Origin of the sequence: Modicisalibacter coralii (assembly GCF_004117855.1) — a bacterium.
In the GTDB taxonomy this organism is placed as follows: domain Bacteria; phylum Pseudomonadota; class Gammaproteobacteria; order Pseudomonadales; family Halomonadaceae; genus Modicisalibacter; species Modicisalibacter coralii.
In genome coordinates this window covers 322,531-342,075 of sequence record NZ_QWBW01000008.1, presented here as the reverse complement: position 1 = coordinate 342,075, position 19,545 = coordinate 322,531, and the positions used below count along the sequence as shown (strand labels likewise).

General features: G+C 64.1%; 16 protein-coding genes. 6 read left to right on the top strand and 10 right to left on the bottom strand.

All coding sequences use genetic code 11. From position 1 onward, the window contains the following. The 7 genes from D0901_RS04990 to D0901_RS04960 form a co-directional block, all read right to left on the bottom strand. The coding region (locus D0901_RS04990) for an aldehyde dehydrogenase (NADP(+)) (RefSeq protein WP_162500821.1) at positions 1 to 1,079 on the bottom strand (1,079 nt) is incomplete at its 3' end. Positions 1,080 to 1,107: 28 nt separating this feature from the next. Beyond that, positions 1,108 to 2,106, bottom strand: a complete 999-nt coding sequence (gene araD1, locus D0901_RS04985; RefSeq protein ID WP_129139186.1) for an AraD1 family protein — start codon at positions 2,104 to 2,106, stop codon at positions 1,108 to 1,110. A gap of 23 nt (positions 2,107 to 2,129) precedes the next feature. Further along, on the bottom strand, positions 2,130 to 3,431 hold the full coding sequence (locus tag D0901_RS04980) for a TRAP transporter large permease (protein ID WP_129139185.1): 1,302 nt from the start codon (positions 3,429 to 3,431) through the stop codon (positions 2,130 to 2,132). Continuing rightward, complete coding sequence (locus D0901_RS04975; RefSeq protein WP_129139184.1) at positions 3,431 to 4,090, bottom strand: TRAP transporter small permease subunit; 660 nt, start codon at positions 4,088 to 4,090, stop codon at positions 3,431 to 3,433. Before D0901_RS04975 ends, D0901_RS04980 begins: the two co-directional genes overlap by 1 nt. 98 nt (positions 4,091 to 4,188) lie before the next feature. Further along, positions 4,189 to 5,274, bottom strand: a complete 1,086-nt coding sequence (locus D0901_RS04970; protein ID WP_129139183.1) for a TRAP transporter substrate-binding protein — start codon at positions 5,272 to 5,274, stop codon at positions 4,189 to 4,191. Further along, positions 5,271 to 6,062, bottom strand: coding sequence for a FadR/GntR family transcriptional regulator (locus D0901_RS04965; protein WP_129139182.1), 792 nt, complete (start codon positions 6,060 to 6,062; stop codon positions 5,271 to 5,273). Before D0901_RS04965 ends, D0901_RS04970 begins: the two co-directional genes overlap by 4 nt. 424 nt (positions 6,063 to 6,486) lie before the next feature. Beyond that, positions 6,487 to 6,753 carry a DUF6506 family protein gene (locus D0901_RS04960; protein WP_129139181.1) on the bottom strand — a complete coding sequence of 89 codons (267 nt, stop codon included), beginning with the start codon at positions 6,751 to 6,753 and terminating at the stop codon, positions 6,487 to 6,489. Positions 6,754 to 6,908: 155 nt separating this feature from the next. On the opposite strand from D0901_RS04960, the gene D0901_RS04955 reads away from it, so the two are divergent. From D0901_RS04955 to D0901_RS04945, 3 genes are all read left to right on the top strand, one after another. Continuing rightward, complete coding sequence (locus D0901_RS04955) at positions 6,909 to 7,658, top strand: YdcF family protein (RefSeq protein ID WP_129139180.1); 750 nt, start codon at positions 6,909 to 6,911, stop codon at positions 7,656 to 7,658. Positions 7,659 to 7,807: 149 nt separating this feature from the next. Next, entirely contained in the window at positions 7,808 to 8,974 is a 1,167-nt protein-coding gene (locus D0901_RS04950) for a glycosyltransferase (protein WP_129139179.1), read from the top strand. Between the two features lie 187 nt (positions 8,975 to 9,161). After that, complete coding sequence (locus tag D0901_RS04945; RefSeq protein ID WP_129139178.1) at positions 9,162 to 10,457, top strand: PIG-L deacetylase family protein; 1,296 nt, start codon at positions 9,162 to 9,164, stop codon at positions 10,455 to 10,457. 11 nt (positions 10,458 to 10,468) lie between these two features. Here the strand turns inward: D0901_RS04945 and D0901_RS04940 are convergent, their stop codons facing one another. Then, a complete protein-coding gene (locus D0901_RS04940; protein WP_233440356.1) occupies positions 10,469 to 11,656 on the bottom strand; it encodes an O-antigen ligase family protein in 1,188 nt (395 codons plus the stop codon). Between the two features lie 366 nt (positions 11,657 to 12,022). Then, on the bottom strand, positions 12,023 to 13,405 hold the full coding sequence (locus D0901_RS04935) for an undecaprenyl-phosphate glucose phosphotransferase (protein ID WP_129139177.1): 1,383 nt from the start codon (positions 13,403 to 13,405) through the stop codon (positions 12,023 to 12,025). On the opposite strand from D0901_RS04935, the gene D0901_RS04930 reads away from it, so the two are divergent. Further along, positions 13,389 to 13,769, top strand: a complete 381-nt coding sequence (locus tag D0901_RS04930) for a hypothetical protein (protein ID WP_129139176.1) — start codon at positions 13,389 to 13,391, stop codon at positions 13,767 to 13,769. The genes D0901_RS04935 and D0901_RS04930 overlap by 17 nt on opposite strands. A gap of 53 nt (positions 13,770 to 13,822) precedes the next feature. On the opposite strand, the gene cysQ is transcribed toward D0901_RS04930, so the two are convergent. Further along, entirely contained in the window at positions 13,823 to 15,289 is a 1,467-nt protein-coding gene (gene cysQ / locus D0901_RS21380; protein WP_325051827.1) for a 3'(2'),5'-bisphosphate nucleotidase CysQ, read from the bottom strand. Between the two features lie 925 nt (positions 15,290 to 16,214). Here cysQ and gad point away from each other — a divergent pair. Both gad and D0901_RS04910 read left to right on the top strand, forming a co-directional pair. Then, the gene (gene gad, locus D0901_RS04915; RefSeq protein ID WP_129139175.1) at positions 16,215 to 17,597 is read left to right on the top strand and encodes a glutamate decarboxylase; all 1,383 of its coding nucleotides are present in this window, start codon (positions 16,215 to 16,217) and stop codon (positions 17,595 to 17,597) included. Further along, a complete protein-coding gene (locus D0901_RS04910) occupies positions 17,590 to 19,488 on the top strand; it encodes an aspartate:alanine exchanger family transporter (RefSeq protein WP_129139174.1) in 1,899 nt (632 codons plus the stop codon). Before gad ends, D0901_RS04910 begins: the two co-directional genes overlap by 8 nt. Positions 19,489 to 19,545 lie beyond the last annotated feature (57 nt).

The window sequence follows — 19,545 nt, the reverse complement described above, 5'->3', positions numbered from 1 at the left end:
ACCTCGCGGGTCTTCTCGTGGCTCGCCAGGCTGCTCACGCCCTGTTCGTAGGCGTCATGGATGCGCGGGGTGAGCATGGTCTGGCTGGCGCTGTCGCGCACCGCCTGGCCGGCGGCCTCGACGAAGGCGTCCAGCTCCGGGCCCTGGACCGCGATCACCAGCCCCGGGTTGGTRCAGAACTGCCCGGCGCCCATGTTGAGCGAGCCGACGAAACCCTCGGCCATGGTCCGGCCRCGTTCCTTGAGCGCCGCGGGCAGCGGGAACACCGGGTTGATCGAACTCATCTCGGCGTAGACCGGRATCGGCTCGGGGCGTGACTGGGCGGTGGCCACCAGCGCCTGACCGCCGCCGCGGGAGCCGGTGAAGCCCACCGCCTTGATGCGCGGGTCGGCGACCAGTGCCTGGCCGACCTCCTGACCGGACCCGAACAGCAGCGAGAACACCCCCTCGGGCAGCTGGCACTTGGCCACCGCTKTCTGGATGGCGCGACCCACCAGCTCGCTGGTGCCGGGGTGGGCGGARTGCGCCTTGACCACCACCGGGCAGCCGGCGGCGAGTGCCGAGGCGGTGTCGCCGCCGGCCACCGAGAACGCCAGCGGGAAGTTCGAGGCGCCGAACACCGCCACCGGGCCCAGCGCGATRTGGCGCTGGCGCAGGTCGGCGCGGGGCATCGGCTGGCGCTCGGGGAGTTCCGGATCGACGCGCACGTCGAGCCACTCGCCGGCGCGCACCACCGAGGCGAACAGCCGCAGCTGGCCGCAGGTGCGGCCGCGCTCGCCCTCGATGCGCGGGATCGCCAGGCCCGACTCGTCGCTGGCGCGCTCGATCAGGTCGTTGCCCAGCGCCTCGATCTCGTCGGCGACGGTCTCGAGGAACGTTGCACGTTCCTCGAGCGAGGTCTCGCGGTAGGTGTCGAACGCCGCCCAGGCCAGCTCGCAGGCACGGTCGACCTCCTTGGCGGTGCCGCCGGCATAGACCGGCTCCATGCGCTGGTTGGACGACGGATTGATGGCCTGGATCGGGTCGCTCGATCCGGCGACGGCCTGTTGGCCGATCAGCAGTTTGCCTTCCAGTGTCATGATTCCCTCCTGACGTAATAGCTCTGGTCTAGAGCGTGTTGACCGCGGTCACGGTGTCGCGATCGCCGTCATCGAATTGCAGTGGATTGCGCAGGGGCCGACCGAAGGCCGGCAGCTCGATGTCGAAGCGGTCGCCGTCCCGGGTGCGGACGGCGTCGGCGAAACTCAAGGTCGCGGTGCCGAAGAAGTGCACGTGGACGTCGCCGGGGCGCCGGAACCCCGGATACTTGAAATGGTGGTGTTCGAGGTTGGCGAGGCTGTGGGCCATGTTGGCTTCACCGGTGAGGAACGGTTTCTCCCACAGCGTCTCGCCGTCGCGGACGATGCGGCTCACGCCCTCCAGGTGCGCGGGCAGTTCGCCGACCAGCAGTTCCGGGCCGAAGCTGCACGCGCGCAGCTTGGAGTGCGCCAGCCACAGGTAGTTGTGGCGCTCGGTGACGTGATCCGAGAATTCGTTGCCCACCGCGTAGCCGATCCGCCAGGGCTGGCCGGTGTCGTCGATCACGTAGAGCCCGGCGAGTTCCGGCTCCTCGCCGGCGTCCTCGGCGAAGGCGGGCACGGGGATGGCGGCCTCGGGGTCGACGACGCAGTCGCCGTCGCCCTTGTAGAACCATTCCGGCTGGGCGCCGACCTGACGGGGGTCGGGCTTGCCGCCCTCGACGCCCATCTTGAACATGCGCATCGAGTCGGTCAGCTGGCTGTCGTCGGCCTGGGCCTGGCTGTGCATCGCCGAGCGGGTATCGGCGCTGCCCAGGTGGGTCAGGCCGGTGCCGGTGACCAGGCAGTGGGCCGGGTCGGGGTGGCTGAGCGGGGCGCGCAGGCGGCGCTCGCGGACCAGCTCGGCGTAGTCGAGGCGTTCCCCGGTCAGCGCCGCCTCGACCACCTCGGCCAGCGGGCGATGCTCGCGGATGGCGCGGCGTGCCAGGCCGTAGGTACCGTCCTCGCCGGCGACCAGGCGGACCCGGTCGGGGCTTTCCACCACGGCCACCCGCAGGCGACCTTCGTGTTCACACTGGATGAGTCGCATGACGACCTCCAAGAATTCGAATGTTACACCAGCCACATGGCCAGCTCGGGGAAGAACAGCAGCGCGAACAGCACCACCAGCTGGATGGCGATGAACGGCAACAGCGAGACGAAGATGTCCTTGAGACTCACGCTCGGTGGCGCCACGCCCTTCAGGTAGAAGGCGGCCGGGCCGAACGGCGGCGACAGGAACGACACCTGCATGTTGACCGCGAACAGGATGCCGAACCAGATCGGGCTGTAGCCCAACTGGTCGACGATCGGCACGAAGATCGGCAGCGTCAGCATCGCCACGCCGATCCAGTCGAGGAACATCCCCAGCACCAAGAGGATCGCCATCATCACCAGCAGGATGGCGATCGGCGGCACGTCGAGGCCGAGGATCAGCTGCGAGATGAAGCGGTTGCCGCCCATCAGGTTGTAGACCCCGACCAGGGTCGCCGCGCCGATGCCGATCCAGATGATCATGCCGCAGGTCATCAGCGTCTGGCCGAGGCTTTCGTGCAGGGTCTTGAACGAGAACTCGCCGCGCCCGATCACCGCCAGCAGCACGCCGAACACGCCCATCGCCGCGGCTTCGGTGACCGAGGCCACGCCGCCGTAGATCGAGCCCAGCACCAGGAAGGCGATCAGCCCCGGGACGACGATCGCCTTGAGCGCCTGGCCGCGGCTCGAGAAGCCCTCGTCRCGRTCGGCRTCGGTCAGCGGCGGGCCGAGCWKGGGRTTCTTCAAACAGCGCACCAGCACATAGGCGATGTAGCTGCCCATCAGCAGCAGCGCCGGGGTGATCGCCGCGGTGAACAGGTCGGCGATCGACTGGCTGGCGATCAGCCCGTAGATGATCAGCACGATCGACGGCGGCATCATGGTGCCCAGCGAGCCGCCGGCGCACACCACGCCGATCGACAGGTGCTTGTCGTAGCCCAGGCGCAGCATCTGCGGCAGGGCGAGGATCCCCAGCAGCACGATCTCGCCGCCGATGATGCCCGACAGCGCGGCGAGGAAGAACGCCACCACCACGGTCTGGATCGCCACCCCGCCGGGCAGGCGCCCGGCGAACACCCGCATGGCGTTGAACAGGTCCTTGGCGATCCCCGATCGGTCGAGCAGCGAGGCCATCAGCACGAACATCGGCACCGCCACCAGCGAGTACTCGGTGACGAAGCCGTAGACCCGGGTGGTGACCAGCGGCAGGGCGTTGGGRCCRAACCAGCCGAAGGTGAAGCACAGCGCCACCAGGCCGGTGATGAAGGCCAGCGGCAGGCCGGTGACCAGCAGGGCGAAGATCGCCCCGACCATCAACAGGGTTCCGTCGGCGATACTCATTACGCGGTTCCTTCCGTGTCGGCGGCCACGGGGGCCGGCTTGCCGCGCAGCGACTGGATCAGGTGGATGAAYGCCTGAATGCACATGATCATCAGCGCGACCATGATGATGCCCTTGATCAGTGCCGGGAACGGCGGGTTCCAGGCGGTCCCGGAGCGCTCCAGCGACCACTCGCCGAGCGGGTTGTGGGAGGACTCCCAGAACATGGTGTAGGCGGCGTAGCTCATCGCCAGGCAGAAGCCGAAGGTGACCAGGTCGTTGAAGCGGTCGAGCCACAGTCGCAGGCGCGGGCCGGCGCTGTCGTAGAGCACCCGCACGCGGATGTGGCGGTTGCTGGCCAGCGCCGCCGGGCCGCCCAGCGCGAAGGTCACCGCGACCAGCATCACGGTGGTCTCGTGGACCCAGGAGGTCGGCGAGTTGAAGCCGTAGCGCATGATCACCTCGAAGACGCTGATCGCCATCGAGATGGCCACCAGCCAGGCGGCGACGCGGGCGCAGGCCACCACGCCGCGGTCGAAGGTGCTGCGCACCGGTGCGCCGGCCGCGGGCTCCTTGGCCGGCTCCGGCGCGCCGCTGGTCGCCGGGGCCAGTTCGTCGTCGCCCGGCGCGGCGGCACCCGGCGCCGCTTTTTGATCGTCGTTACGGGATTGGGAAGACATGGGATTTCCTCGGCACACGGGAAGCGATGGCGGCCGTCATGACGAGCGACGAGGCCCGCAGGCCCCGCCGTTCGTCGTGCGGTCCGCCGACCGCTCGATCAGGACTGGTCGCTGGACGTCTTCTCGGCGGACGCCGCGTCGTCGGCACCGGACTCGTCCTCTGCCTTGAGCAGGTTATGGTCCTGGAGGTAGCTCACGACGGACTTGTAGAACTCCTTGGTGACGTCGTTCTTGTCCGACCAGTCCTTCCACTCCTTCTGCGCGATGGCGCGGAACTTGGCGCGCTCTTCATCGGACATGTTGATGATGTGGATATCGGGATCCTGGCGCGCTTCGCGAACCGCCTTGAGATCGCGGGTCTTGAGCTGACCGACCATCTGGTAGGCCATGGCATCGACGGAGGTCGTGAGGATCGCCTTGAGATCCTCCGGCAGGCCGTCCCAGATCTCCTTGTTGAGCGACACGGCGACCATCGGCAGCGAGTGGAAGCCCGGGTAGTTCGGATACTTGGCGAACTCGTGCAGACCCTGCGACTGGTTGGTGGCGAACACCGTGTAGTCGGCGGCGTCGATCACGCCCTTCTGCAGCGAGGTGTACACCTCGGAGCCCGGCAGGTTGACCGGCGTGGCGCCCGCCCGCTTGAACACGTTGGAGACCATGCCCTCGGGGGTACGCAGCTTGAGCCCCTTGAGGTCCTCGACGGTCTTGATCGGGCGGGTCGAGGGCAGCGACTCGAGACCGGTCGCGGCGGCACCGATCAGGTGCACGCCATAGGGCTCGGCCAACTCGTTGTAGATCTCCTCGCCGCCGCCGTTGTTCATGTAGTCGAGGAAGTTGTAGGGGTCGCTCCAGGCGCCCACCAGGTTACCGATCATGCCGAACGCCGGGTTCTCGCCGGAGAAGTAGCTGGGGTCGGTCAGGTGTCCCTGAAGGATGCCGGCCTTGACCGCCTGCAGGGTCTGGTTGGGCGGCACCACGGCGCCCGTCGGCAGGATCTCGATATGGATCCGGCCGTCGGACATGGTCTCGACGTTCTGGGCCCACTGTTTCTTCATGTCGAACTGCGGCTCACCGGCGGTCTCGGACGTCTGGAAGGTCCATTCGTACTCGGCGGCCTGGGCGCTGAGCGCGGTGGTCGCGAGGATCGCGGCGGTCAGTACCTTGAGCGGAGTGCGTGAGATCATGACTGGGTTTCCTCTGGGTCACTTGTTGTATGCGGTTCAAGAACGGGAAGTTGGCGGGTCAGGCCGGGAAGGCCGAGATCCCGCCCGGTGCGGTCGAGGACCGCCAGTGCCGCCTGGGCGGCCTGATCGGGCTGACGCAGGCGTATCGCCTCCATGACACGGCGATGCCGCTCCATGCTGTCGTTGAGCTCGTCGGCGCTGTGATTGGAGCGCTCGACCAGCAACGCGATGGCCGGCTTGAGCACATGGCTGATCTGCGCCCAGACCAGGTTGTGCGAGGCATCGAAGACGGCCTCGTGGAACGCCACGTCATACTCGTCGTGGGTCCGCCCTTGCCAACATAGGTCGTCGTGCTCGAGGGCACGAATCATTCCTTCGTAGGCCGTCTCGATCGCCAGCAGGTCGGCGGCCGTGGCGTTCTCGGCGGCAAGCCGGGCGACGAAGGGCTCCACGGCGACGCGAAAGGCAAAGATCTCGCGCTGGATGCGCGGATTGGGCTGCGCGAAACGCGCCATCCAGGCGCTGACCTGCGGATCGAGCAGGTGCCATTCCTGCAGCACCCGCACGCGCGTGCCCTGCCCCGAGATACGCTTGAGCAGCCCGGCGGCGACCAGCGTCTGCAGGGCGCTGCGCACCGTGCTGCGGCTGACGCCGAACTGCTCGCAGAGATCCAGCTCCTTGGGCACGAAATCCCCCGGCGCGTACCGGCCGCTGAAGATGGCCTCGGCGAGGTATTCGGCGATGTCGGGACGCGGCGCGCGTCCTGTCTGGGGAGAAGCTTGGCTCATGGCAGTTCCGCGTTGCCTTGTAAGACCCGAACCGGGCTATGTCGGACATAGGATCGAGCAAGAACGGACAAAATGCCTTTAGACTTTGGTCATACGTCAGGCGGGAGGGGGACAAGAGAGCGAAGAAAGAAGAGAGGAGAAGGAAGAAAGGCGGATAGCCAGAACGGCGTGCGGTATCAGGACGGCGAGGGGAACGAAAGTGTTCGCGATGAAACAGGCACCGCTGTCGGGAACGAGTTCCCTCCCACCAACATCACCGAAACCGGACCGGGGTGTGGGAGCGAACTTGTTCGCGATGAACAGGAGACCGCTGTCGGGAGCGAGTTCCCTCCCACCAACATCACCGAAACCGGGCCGGGGTGTGGGAGCGAACTTGTTCGCGATGAACAGACCCCGCCGTCGGGAGCGCGTCCGACCCAGGCGCTCAGGGCGTCTCGTAGTGTACCCGCCCCACCTTGACCGAGGGCCCCACGGCCTCGCGAATTCGCGCCACCCCGGCATCACCGAAACTCGCACTGAGTTCGATCGCCTCAACGCCCTGCTCCGCCAGTTCCCTGGCCAGGCGCGCCGCGGCGTCGATGCTGTCGACCGTCCCCAGGCTGAGCGTGTAACCCTTGCCCCCCTGGCTGGTCAGCGAGGTATTGCCCGACGAGGGCACCAGAACGAGAAAGGCGAGATGCGAGCGAGCCATTATCGAGCTTCCATGTGTCGATTCGTATCTGCAGCGTAGCGCCTGGTGAGGCCGACGAGAAGCCGGCGCTGGCTCATGGCCGCCTTTTCAATGAGCAAAGCCGGATGATCGGCGCTACTATCGCCTGCGAGCTCCCGATACAAGGACGTCGCCTGATGTCGCCGAGTTACCTGCAATATCTCGTCCTGCCGCCCGTGGGCAACGTCCTGCTGATGCTGGCGGGGTTCGCGATATGGCGCAGCTCGCGTGGGCTGGGCCTGACCCTGGTGATCGGCGGCCTGGTGTCACTGCTGGTGATCTCGACGCCGCTGGTCAGCTATTGGCTGCGTCATGGCCTGGAGATCTATCCACCGCTCACGGCAGCCGAGGCCAGACGCGGTCAGGCGATCGTGATCCTGGGCGGGGGGCGCAACTACCACTCGCCGGAATTCGGCTGGGGCGACGCGCCCTCCAATACCACCTGGCGCCGGCTGGCCTACGGGGTGTTCCTGGCGCGGCAGTACGACCTGCCGGTACTGCTCAGCGGCGGACGGGTCCATGACGAACCCCTGGCCGAATCGCAATTGATGGCCAGGGCGATGCGTCAGGTGTTCGATATCCGCCCCACCTGGCTCGAGACGCAGAGCCGCAACACCGCCGAGAACGCCAGTGAAACGGCCCGCGTCCTCCAGGGCACGGACATTCAGCGCGTGCTGCTGGTCAGCCAGGCCTGGCACCTGCCGCGTGCCGTCGCCGCCTTCGAGCACGCCGGGCTGGAAGCGATTCCCGCCCCCACGGAGTTCGCCGGCAAGCCCCACCTCGATCCGCTGGCCTTCGTGCCACGGGCCTACTATCTGCGCCAGAGCAGCCGCGCGCTGCATGAATGGTTGGGGCGGTTGGTCTACGGGTTGCGCCGGTGGCTGTAGCGCGCCGTCTCGATAGTGACCCGCCCGCCAATAATGGTTACCCTCACCCGCTGCCCGACACGGGTCTTGCTGCGCCTTGTCATCGCGAGCCTCCGGTCCCGCGCGAGCCCGTCGGAGCGCACTTACTCTATCAACGGATTATCGAGTCCATGAACGCGCCAGCCCTTCCCAAAAGACGGATACTCATCGTCGTCCGACGTCTCAACATGGGGGGCATCCAGAAGGCGGCGTTGAGCCTGGCGCACGGTTTGTTGCAAGAGGGGCATGACGTTCACCTCCTGGTCCTCAAGGGACGGCCGGAACTCACGCCACCCGCCGGAACCCAGGTGCATCTCGTCGATTTCGAGCGTCAGGCAAGGCAGACCCCCACGGGGCTGGTCTATCATCTGCTGGCTCGGCTGGTGTTGAAGCCCGCGTTGCCGGGCACCGGCTTCATCTGGCCGGGGTGGTCGGTCAGCCGGCGGTTCAAGCGCCACGTGCAGACCCTGGAGACCCGCCACGGCGCCTTCGACTTGATCCTGATCCGTGGCCAGGGCGCCTTCGAGCTACTCTGGAACTACCGTGATCCCCGCTGCTGGCAGGTGGTGGAGGGCCCGGTCGGCGGTCCCGGCAACCACCGGCTGGCGCGCTGGCTCTATCGCAAGCTCTACGAAGACAAGCGCGTCATCGCGGTCTCGCGAGGTATCGCCGACCTGCTGACCAAGCGGCTGGAACGACACCATGTCAGGCCCCAGCGGGTGACGGTCATCCCCAATGCCGTCCCCCTGCAATCGCTCGCGGCCCTGAGCGAGGAAACGCCCGCCACGCCGCTGCCGACGACGCCCTACTTCGTCCACGTGGGCCGGCTCTCGTCGGTCAAGAACCAGGCCCTGCTGCTACGGGCCTTCGCCCGTGCCGACCTGCCCGTGGAGCTGGTCATCATCGGCGATGGCGACAAGCGTCAGTCGCTGGAGCAACTGGCCCGAGAGCTGGGCGTTGCCGATCGTGTACACTTCCTCGGCCAGCAGACGAATCCCTACCCCTGGATGGCCAACGCCCGCGCCTTCGTGTTGAGTTCCAAGGTCGAAGGCCTGGGCCTGGTACTCATCGAATCGCTCGCCCTGGGGACCCAGTGCGTCGTGACGGACGCCCCCGGCGGTATCCGCGAGGTGCTGCCGGCGGCGCAGACACGGCTCATTGCCCGGCCCAGCGTGGAATCGCTGGCCGACAAAATGCGCGAGGCCCTGGAGCATCCCGTCACGGTCGATCCCGAGTGGGCCGCACGTTTCGACGAGCGCGGCATCGCCCAAGACTTCCTGGCCCTGCTTTCCTCCTAGGCTCTATACGAAAACTGTCTGCGCTCGGCAATACGGCGTTAAAAATCGGCTCAAAATGCTCATTTACACCCCCGTAAACTCCGCTTCTTCGCCAATTTTTGCCTTGTCTTGCCTTCGCTCGCCGACTTTTCGTACAAACCCCAGTGAGCCGAGCTTTCATTGACCGCCAACCCGATGAGCGTGACCCGTGCAAACCCGCGACGACGACTACCCGCTCGACCCTGACATCAGCCTGACCACGACCCATGCCCCCGGTGGCGAATTGAGCCTGGCCGAAACGCCCCCGGGCTCCCCGCGACACTGGAGCTGGCTGTGGCAGATCGACTATCGCGCCCACCGCGGCCCGCGCCAGCCCCGCATCGACATCCATGCGGGCGGCCGACACCTGGTGACGCATTATCTGGAAAACGGCGAGCAGGGGCGGCGCTGGCTCAACCTGACCGGGATCGACGACTGGCACGGCCTGGTCGTGCATCCGTTGCACTGCTCGCTCGCCAGCCAGGGCACGCTGCACGGGTTTTCCCGCGCCAAGCTCGATGACGGCCCCGTGCTGTTCGTCGCCCCGCATCCCGACGACGCCGAACTGGCGGGGTACGGGCTCTATCGCCGCAACGCCGAGCGGACCTGGATCGTCACCCTCAGCGCCGGGGAAACGCTCAAGCGGCTGGACAAGCAATACTGGCCCGCCCTGGACACGGCCCCGGCAGCGGCGCGACGTCGCAAGGGGTGGATTCGCGCCTGGAACAGCGCAACGACCCCGCTGCTTGCCGGCATCCCGCCGGAGCGCCTGGTCATGCTGGGCTATTTCAACGACACCCTTGCCGCACTGACCGCAGACGTGACATCCGACGCCGCATCCCCGGAATCGTCGCTCCGCCCGAGCGACTTCCGGTGCTGGAATCGAATGGCCCTGCCGACCGACGCCGGGGCGACCAACGACGGCGCCGGCCTGGTTGCCGACCTGGCCTTTCTCGTCGACGCCATCCGCCCCGCCACGGTGGTGGTGACTCACCCCGAAGTCGACCCCCACCGGGATCACATCGCCGCCGCGCGGGCCAGCGCACTGGCTCTGCGGCGGGCGGGACACACACCTCGCCGTGTCCTGCTCTATGCCAACCACCTGCGGGGTCACAGGGGATTTCCGCCCGGCCCCGCCCATGCCGGGGCCTCGATCTGGCCCGGCCATTACCCGCAGTCGGCCTTCGGCGGATGGCGCTTTTACAGCGAGGTCCTCGACGCGGAAGTCCAGCGCGAGAAAGCCGTCAGTCTGGACACCATGCACGACCTGCGCACCCGGACGAGCCCCGAGAAACGCTTCAAGCGCTTGATCGCCGAGACCGTCAGGGGCACGCGGGGCAAGCGCTACGGCGATCACGACTACTTCCGCAGCCATGTCCGCTGTCAGGAGCCCTTCATCGAGGTCTCGGGTACGGCCTTCGTGAACGCCCTGACCAGCGGCGAGGACGCCGGGCCGGCGGACTGAGTCTTCTCGTATCAGGCACGGCGCTCGCCGTAGCGCCACTGCCAGTAATGGGTCACCAGGCCGCCGACGACGAGATTGTGGACATAGACCCCGGTCCAGAACGAGTCGTAGGACTCGAACTGATTGACGATGATCCAATAGACGAAGAAGGTCGCGCCGAACAGCGCGACATCGTCGGGCATGGCACCGCCGCGCCAGGCCAGCCAGGTCGCCCTGCCGATCCAGACGGCCAGGGCGGCGATGGCCGCCACCCCCAGCAGGCCGTAAGCCACCCAGATTTCGATGAAGAAGTTGTGCAAGTGACCGAAATGCTGCTTGACGACATCCGGCAGCCAGGGGGTGTGCTCGATCACCAGGCTGCGCCCTCCTCCGCCCCAACCGACCAGCGGACGCTCGGCGATCCACTGAAAGGCGGCGACCCAGCTATGGATCCGGATGCCGATGCTCGAATACGGCACGTCCTGGATATTGCCGGCCATGAGCTGTTCGATGACGGAAGACTCGGTGGTGATACGCTCGACCAGCACGCCGCCGAACAGCCAGCCGGCCACGAGGGCCAGGACCAGCCCCGCCACCAGCCCCGCCATCACCGGCTTGAGCAGGCGACGCCCCATGCCGCGGTAGCCTGCCCACAGCAGCATGATGACACCCGCCACCGGCAGGGCGACGACCAGCGCCAGCCAGATGGCGCGCGTCTGCCCGATGGCCACGGCCGTGGTACAAATGGCGAACACCACGCTCCACACGGCGATGCGCCAGACGATCCAGCGGCCTTTCGGCGCCATGAAGCGTCGCGAGAAGATGACGGTCCCGAGTAATGCCACCCCGAACAGCATGGAACCGTGCTGGTTGTTACGAATCCCGAAACCGATACGTTGCCCCTGCAGGCCCCTCAACCACTCATCCGGCCCGGGCAGCACGAATGACGCCATCAGATACCCGATCAGCGCCAGGCCCCATAGCACTAGCGTGTTGCGGGTGCTTCCACCCAGCCACCAGGCCACGGCGATGAAGATGAAGAGTTTGGCGAGCCGATCGACCTGCGGATTGCTCTTCACCCATTGCGGATGATGAAAATAGCCGAACGTCCAGGCAATGACCTGCACGGCGATGACCGCGAGCAGCAGCCACAATGCCGCCGAATTCCGAATTCCCTTGCCATAGACGAGCACGCATACCAGCCCCAGCAGGGCTGTCAACGACTCACCGATGCTCCCGACTTGCGGCCACAACACCTGAAAGGTGCCATACAGAAGCAGGACACCGACACCGGCCCACCACACCCCTCGAGGACAACGCCAGAATTGCGGTTGATGCCATAGTTGCCGTCGCCAATCGATCACGAAACGAGATCCTTCATAGTCTTCGAGCTTCCAGCGGAGTCGGAGTGTAAAGGAAACACTGCACAAATGCCTGCGCGGGTGAATCGCTGCGTTGCGCGGTGCTGGAACGCCAGCCCGGTCGGAATCCTCACATATACCCCATATGCTGCGGTTCCTGTGCTCCGGGCGCCTTGCGCTTCGTCCCGCTCGCCTATTTGTTCAGCGCTTCCTAAACGATCGGCTTCAAAAGGCGTTAGGCCCCCTGAAGCCCTTGATGATGGTCAGCGCGATAATGCGCAGGTCCAGCCATAGCGACCAGTTATCGATATACCAGAGATCATGCTCGACCCGCCTTTCCATCTTGTCGATCGTATCCGTCACACCACGAAAACCATTGACCTGTGCCCAGCCGGTAATCCCGGGCTTCACCTTGTGCCGTTTCATGTAGGATTCGATCAACTCCTTGTAGTGGTCGTTGTGCGCAAGGGCGTGGGGCCTTGGCCCGACGATCGACATCCGGCCTTGAAGCACGTTGTAGAATTGCGGCAATTCGTCCAGTGACGTCCGGCGTAGAAAGGCGCCGAAGCGGGTCACCCGCGGGTCGCCGCGACATGCCTGTGTCACCCGCCCGCTCGGCTCGTCATGCACCTCCATGGAGCGGAACTTGTAGACCTTGAATCGCTTGCCGTTGACCCCGGTACGATACTGCTTGAACACAATGGGCCCGGGACACTGCCATTTGAGAACAAGGGCGATAACGGCACATACGGGCAACGACAGCAGCAGGAACAGGGCCCCCAGAACGATGTCCTCGACACGTTTGAAAAAGCGCGCCGTCTCCGTCATGGGCGTGACGCTGAGATCGATCGCGAACTCACCGGCCACTTCACTCACCCGATGATTGAGCAACTGCATGTCCTGAAAATCGGGGATGAAGCGGACTTCCGCCATCTGGTTGCGCAAGCCGTAGAGGATACCGCGCACGACGCTGCCCATCTCCAGGGGAACGCAGATCCAGACCTCTCGAGCGCCGCTGTGCACGACTCGCTGGCACAGCCGCTCGATGCGCTCCGGCGCCAGGGTACCCGAAAGGCGCTCGATTCCGGCGATGGAGTACCCCTCCGCCGGGGTCGAACGCATCCCCCGAGCGACTCGCACCAGTTGCTGACCGGGCCCGACGAGAAAGACCGAGCGCCGGGCGAGACCCTGCCGTCGCGCCTGGCGCAACAACAACTGGGCGACCAAGCGCAGACCGCCCGCCATGACGAATGATATGGCCAGCGTATAGCTGACCCATAAGCGTGAGTAGCGATCCGCGGCATGCGCGAAAAAGATGAGCGACGTCGCCAGGATCGCCACGGTGGCCCAGACAACGCACAGCCGCCCCAGTAGCGTCGACACGCGGGTGATGCGCCAGCGCGTGTAAGCGCCCTGCATGATGTTCAACAGGATGACCAGCAACGCCATGACGATGATGGCCAGCACATAGCGATCGTGAATATCGAAGAACCCGAAGCGCAACCGGAAGGCCAGCAGTCCGGCGACGGCCAGGGCCAGGACATCCACCACGGGTACGATCAGCTTGGCGGGGTAACGCTCGGAAAACGCGATGGAACTGTGGTTCATAGATAACCGGACATCAGGAAATACGGCAAGTTACAGCGACGCCACGGTCTCCTCGTTCCTGACGTTCAGCGCGCTCACGGTATCGTCAGCCATGGCCGACATGATCTTATCGCGCCTGAAGCGATTCACAAACTCGTTGCTGGAGCGGGGCGACCACCGGGAGAACGGGGCGGACGATCAGGGAAAGCACGAAGGCAACGGCCGCCGACGCCCGGATCACAGGTCACGGCACGTCATGGCGATGACGAATGGGAGGCTCGGACAACAGGGACTGCATGGATCGCCCGGCCTGTGCGGGCAATGCAGGGTGGCGCCTCTGACTCTGGTGCACCGTGCAGCCTTCGAGCGGGCAGGCACAGCATGACGTATACGGGGCAGAAGGCACGGGCGAGAGCCCGTGCCGGGAAGGCCGCCTCTTCAAATGGCGTTCAGCAGCTGGCCGATGATGTCCTGCGGCGAGGAAACGGTGGTATCGACCACCAGTTCAGCCGACTCGGGCGGCTCATAGGGGCTGTTGATGCCGGTGAAATCCTTGATCCGGCCCTGGCGTGCCTTTGCGTAGAGCCCCTTGGGGTCACGCTTTTCGCAGACGTCCAGCGGCGTACTGACGTGGACCTCGACGAAATCCCCCGCCGGGAACCGTTGGCGTGCCGCGTCGCGGTCCGATCGAAACGGCGAGATGAAGGCGGTGATGACGACAATGCCGGCATCCGCGAACAGCTTGGCGATCTCCCCCAGCCGGCGGATGTTCTCGGTGCGGTCCGCCTCGCCCATGCCCAGATCCTTGCACAGACCGTGGCGGATATTGTCGCCGTCCAGCAGCATGGTGTGATAACCGCGACGGTTGAGTTCGACTTCCAGCGCATTGGCCAGCGTGGACTTGCCGGAGCCGGACAACCCGGTGAACCAGATGCACTTGCCGGCGTGGCCCTTGAGCTGCGCACGCATCGCCGGTGTCACGCTGGTGACATTCCAGGTCACATCCGCATTGCTGCCGTGATCACGAACCTCACGGGGCGTTTCATACGTGGCAGACACCGCGTCTTCGCCGACGCCGATGGCCAGACACTCGCGTAGCGCCACTTCCCACCGCGCATCGCGCTGGCCGCAGACGATGAAGAAGGGATTCAGCAGGCTCTCCTGCTGGTTACAGCGCAACGGCTCGAGCGTATCGACATCGAGCACCAGGCCACCGGCCGCGGTCACCACGGCCTGAGCGGCGGCAGTGTCCCATTCGCAGGTGGGGGCGAGGCGCGGGTAGAGATCGGCCTCGCCTTCCGCCACCCGGCACAGCTTGATCGAGCTGCCCATCGAGACCCGCTCGTGGGCCGGCAACCGCGTGCAGAAGGCCTCGAACGCCGCGCTACCGTGAGAGCGACTGCCCACGATCTGCCAGGCTTCCCGCGCCGGGTCCGGTAGCGGGCGCACACGAATCGACTCAGGGTCGGAAGCGCCGACCTGCTTCCAGGCGCCGGCGCCCTGCTGCCCCCACCAGGTGGTCTCGAGGACCGGCGCATGAACGATACCGAACACCGGCACGCCCTTCTCGACGAGCGCAACGTTGAGGGTGAACTCGCCGTTGCGCTTGATGAACTCCTTGGTGCCGTCCAGCGGATCGACCAGCCAGTAACGCGTCCACTGGCGGCGCTCGGCATAGGGGATCTTGCCGGACTCCTCGGAGAGTACCGGCCAATCGGGCGTGAGCCGCGAGAGGCAGTCGGTCAGCGCATGATGCGCGGCCATGTCGGCCTCGGTCAGCGGGCTGTCATCGGCCTTGGTGTCGACGTCGAAGTCGCGCTCGTAGATGGCCAGCACGCGCTGCCCCGCCTCACGAACGACCTCGAGCAGACGATCACACATCTCTTGGGGTACGAAATCGGTCAAGGAGGCCCCTTACATGCCATAAGCTTCATGTCCCTCATATACTCTCCCCATCGGCGGCTCTGCCCATAGCTTGAGGTCTGAAATGGCGAGGACCAGAAAATCCGCAGATACCTCTTGAAAACACGCTACCGCCCGGGGATTGTTCCGGGTGAATTCCCAAGACCCGACTGACACCCTGCCGCCACTTCCGTTAACGACATGTCTCGGCAGGAAACAATGAGTAACCTGCCGAGAGGTTCGAGTCAGTCTATTACCGAGTCCTGAAAGGCTCTAGCACAACGCCGTTGAAATTTGTGACCATGGACAAAAATCCGTCTTGTATCTGCGACAATTCAGTCGTCACGGTTTGAAGGTATGGCTCCCTTAATCACTTCCCCACCCAAGCGACATACTTTTGAACATATCGGCTCATCCTGCAAAGGACATCGAAACGGGGTTTGAGACCAAGCCGGGCAGCGTCACAGTTGCCGATACGGCCGGGCAGCATCGAGGCCTCGTCCTTGCTGTCACGAGAGCCGCGTCACGAGGTTTTCTCACTACCTGTGCCGTGCTTGCCTGGTCATGGGCCGTCTCTGAGTGACGTCTCGACGAAGTGGCCATATCGGCTGGCCAGGAGAAATCGGCCATTACCCTACCAATCATTAGGCAGCAAATGTTAACCTGTCAGTGGACCACATGCGCACACCGAGAACGATAGGTTCTCGATGGCTGACCGAGGATGCTTAGAGTGGCCTGGCAATGCTCAATGCTGGGACTCTTGGTCTGGCACGGGTTTCTGTCTCGCTAACGCGGTTTAGGTTTGTACGGAAACGGCCTGCACTCGCCAACTTTCCGTACCCATCCCGAGGCTGAACAATGAAGGGCCTGATGGAAACATCGGTGCGCGGTCGTTTGTGTATCTTTCACTCACCGCGAGGATTACATCATGCCCATTCACCATGTCGACGCCGATGATCAGTCCAGCATCCGCGATATCTACACGACCGATGCCTCGGAAGCCAGCCTGCCCAAGCTTCGTCTACCGCAGGGCCGAACAGAGCCTCACGCGGCCTACTCTCTCGTTCGTGACGAACTATTGCTTGACGGTAATGCACGCCAGAACCTTGCGACTTTCTGTACCACCTGGGTGGAGGACGAGGTCAAGCAGTTGATGGCGGATGCCGTCGATAAAAACATGATCGACAAGGACGAGTATCCCCAGACGGCCGAGATCGAGAATCGCTGTGTGCATATTCTTGCCGATTTGTGGCATGCACAGAAGTCCTGGGAAACGATCGGCTGCTCGACGACAGGTTCCAGCGAAGCGGCCATGCTCGGCGGGCTTGCCTTGAAATGGAAATGGCGCCAACGCCGTGAAGCCGAGGGGAAAGACACCAGCAAGCCCAATATCGTGACTGGCCCCGTGCAGATTTGCTGGAAAAAATTTGCGCGATACTTCGATGTCGAAATCAGAGAAGTCCCTCTGGAAGGGGACGCCCTGGGATTACAGCCTTCGGATCTTCGAAAGTACTGCGATGAGAACACGATAGGGGTCGTTGCAACGCTGGGTGTGACATTTACGGGTATCTATGAACCCGTGGAGGCCCTGGCCAGAGAGCTCGATTCTATCGAGCGCGACCTGGGTTTGGACATTCCGATCCACGTCGATGCCGCCTCCGGCGGTTTCATCGCACCGTTCATCCAGCGCGACCTGGTGTGGGATTTTCAGATTCAACGAGTCCGTTCCATCAATGCCTCGGGCCACAAGTACGGACTAGCGCCACTGGGGGTGGGCTGGATCGTCTGGGCGTCAAAAGAAGACCTCCCCGACGACTTGATCTTCTATGTCGACTATCTCGGCGGCAACATGCCGACCTTTGCACTCAACTTCTCCCGCCCGGGAGGCGAGATCATCGCCCAGTACTACAACTTCCTGCGCCTGGGTCGTGATGGTTACACGGATATCCAGCAGGCCTGTGCCGATACGGCTCAGTGGCTCGGCAAGGCGTTGCCGAAGATCGGGCCGTTCGACATGGTTTACGACGGTCATGGCGGGCTGCCAGCGGTGGCCTACAAGTTGACCGACGCTGATCATGGATTCAACCTCTATGACCTTTCCGAGCGGCTTCGGATGCGGGGATGGCAAATCGCCTCTTATCCGTTGCCTTCCAACCGTGAGGAAACCGTCGTACAGCGTATCCTGGTTCGGCATGGCGTGAGTCGCGACCTGGTACTGTTACTGATCGAAGACATCAAGCGTGCCATCAAGCATCTATCGGAGAACCCCGTACCGCATTCGACGGCCAAACCGGGGTTCCATCATGGCTGAGACACGTCGCGGTTTTCAGTCGATGTCAGGTGGCGGGCTGCATTACTCGGGCTTGCTGGCCCTATTGGTTGCCGGCCCTGCCATCGCTCAGGATGGCGCGGCCCATGGCGGTGAGCGCGTCATTGGCCAAATCTTCGACCGCATAGAACCCGTTACAGAAACCGGGCTGCATGGCTTCTTCGAGCTACTCGGAAACCAGCCAATTGCGTTCATCCTGCTCGCATTGGCGCTGGGCAACTTGATCGGGAAGGTCAACATCAAGGGCGTTTCGCTTGGCTCGACAGCCGGCTCACTGCTGGTTGGCGTCATCATCTCGATGATGGCGCAAGCCTTCTTCGGGATCACCTACGCCATTCCTGGCGTATTGTCCTCCTTCATGCTCTTGTTATTCATGTATGCCCTGGGCTTGAAAGTGGGACCTCAGTTCTTTTCTGGACTGCGCAAGGGGGGCATCGCCTTCATTGGTATCGGCGTCATTGTTTGGGCACTGAATTGGGTCATCTGCTATTTCGGCGCCGACTGGGCGGGATTGGCACCTGGCTATGCGACCGGCCTGATCTCGGGCAGCTATACCATCACGGCGATTCTCGGCGTCGGTCAGAGCGCCTTGTCGAGCGGCGCTTATACGCCCCCTTCAGGAATGACGGTGGAAGAGGTCGGCGCCAACATGGCCGCCGCCTATGCCATTAGCTATGTACTATCGAGTGTCGGAATCATCCTGCTAATCCGATATCTGCCACGGATTTTCGGTCGCGATGCCAAGGCGGACGCGAAACTGGCCGAAGCCGACTACAGTGGCGGGGCGACACACCCCGTCCCCGGGGCACCTGGCGCACTAGTCATGGGGTTTTCGCCCTATGACCTGCGCGCATTTCGCGTGACCCACGAAAAGCTCATCGGCCGTAGTCTTGCCCAGTTGGCCAAAGACTACCCGCAGGTGCCGATATTGCGGGTCGTGAGAAACCATGAGGTTCTCGAGTTGTCCGGTAATCTCGTGCTTGCCATGAATGACATTGTCACGGTTCGCGAGAATGTACACGACCTCATCTTCGAGGACGGCGAGTTGATAGGGCCCGAGTCCGATGAAGCGCTTGCCCGGAACCTCCCTCTAGAAGTGGCTGATGTGCATGTCGGTTCTCGCGCCGTCTCCGGGAAGACCCTTCAGGAGCTGGAAAACCATGGTCTGCGAGGCGTTGTCGTACAGGCGCTTTTCCGAGCCGGCAACGAATTGCCGCTCGGGCCGGATAGTGCCGTTTCCTTTGGCGACGTATTGCGTTTGACCGGGCCCGATGCAGCCATCAAGGCCGCGGCGGGGAAACTGGGGGGGCGCGCGATCCTGCCGACCATGAAATCCGAGGTGCTTTATCTGGCGCTGGCCATGCTGGCAGGCTATCTGGTTGGCATTGCCAGTGTCACGATCTCGGGGATTCCCTTTTCCCTGGGCACGTCAGCAGGCTGCATTCTCGCCGGGGTCGGCGTGAGTTATTTCCGAAGCCGCAATCCCGAGTTCGGTGGCCCGGTTCATGAAGGGGCGCGAAGCTTTCTTCAGGACTTTGGCTTGAATGCGTTCGTCGTGGTGCTGTCTGCGAATGTGGGTCCCAAGGTCATTTCCGCGCTGGGCGGCGACACCCTGGTGTGGTTGGCATTGATCGGTACGCTGGGCGCGCTCGTCCCCCCTCTCATCGCCTTCTGGATAGGCTTCAAGTTCTTTGGCCTCAACTCGATCATTGCCGATGGTGCCGCCACGGGGGCTCGAAACAGTACGCCGGGCTTGAATGCGATCATCGAAGAGTCGGGTAGTTCGGTGGCTGCCGTGCCTTATCCGGTCAGTTATGCGTTGACGACGGTACTGGCATTGATCGGAGGCTACTTTTCGATGCTGTTCTCATAGTTTGTCGACAAGGGCCCGAATGATGAAGCGAAACCCGGGTCAGCACCCTGTCCCGCT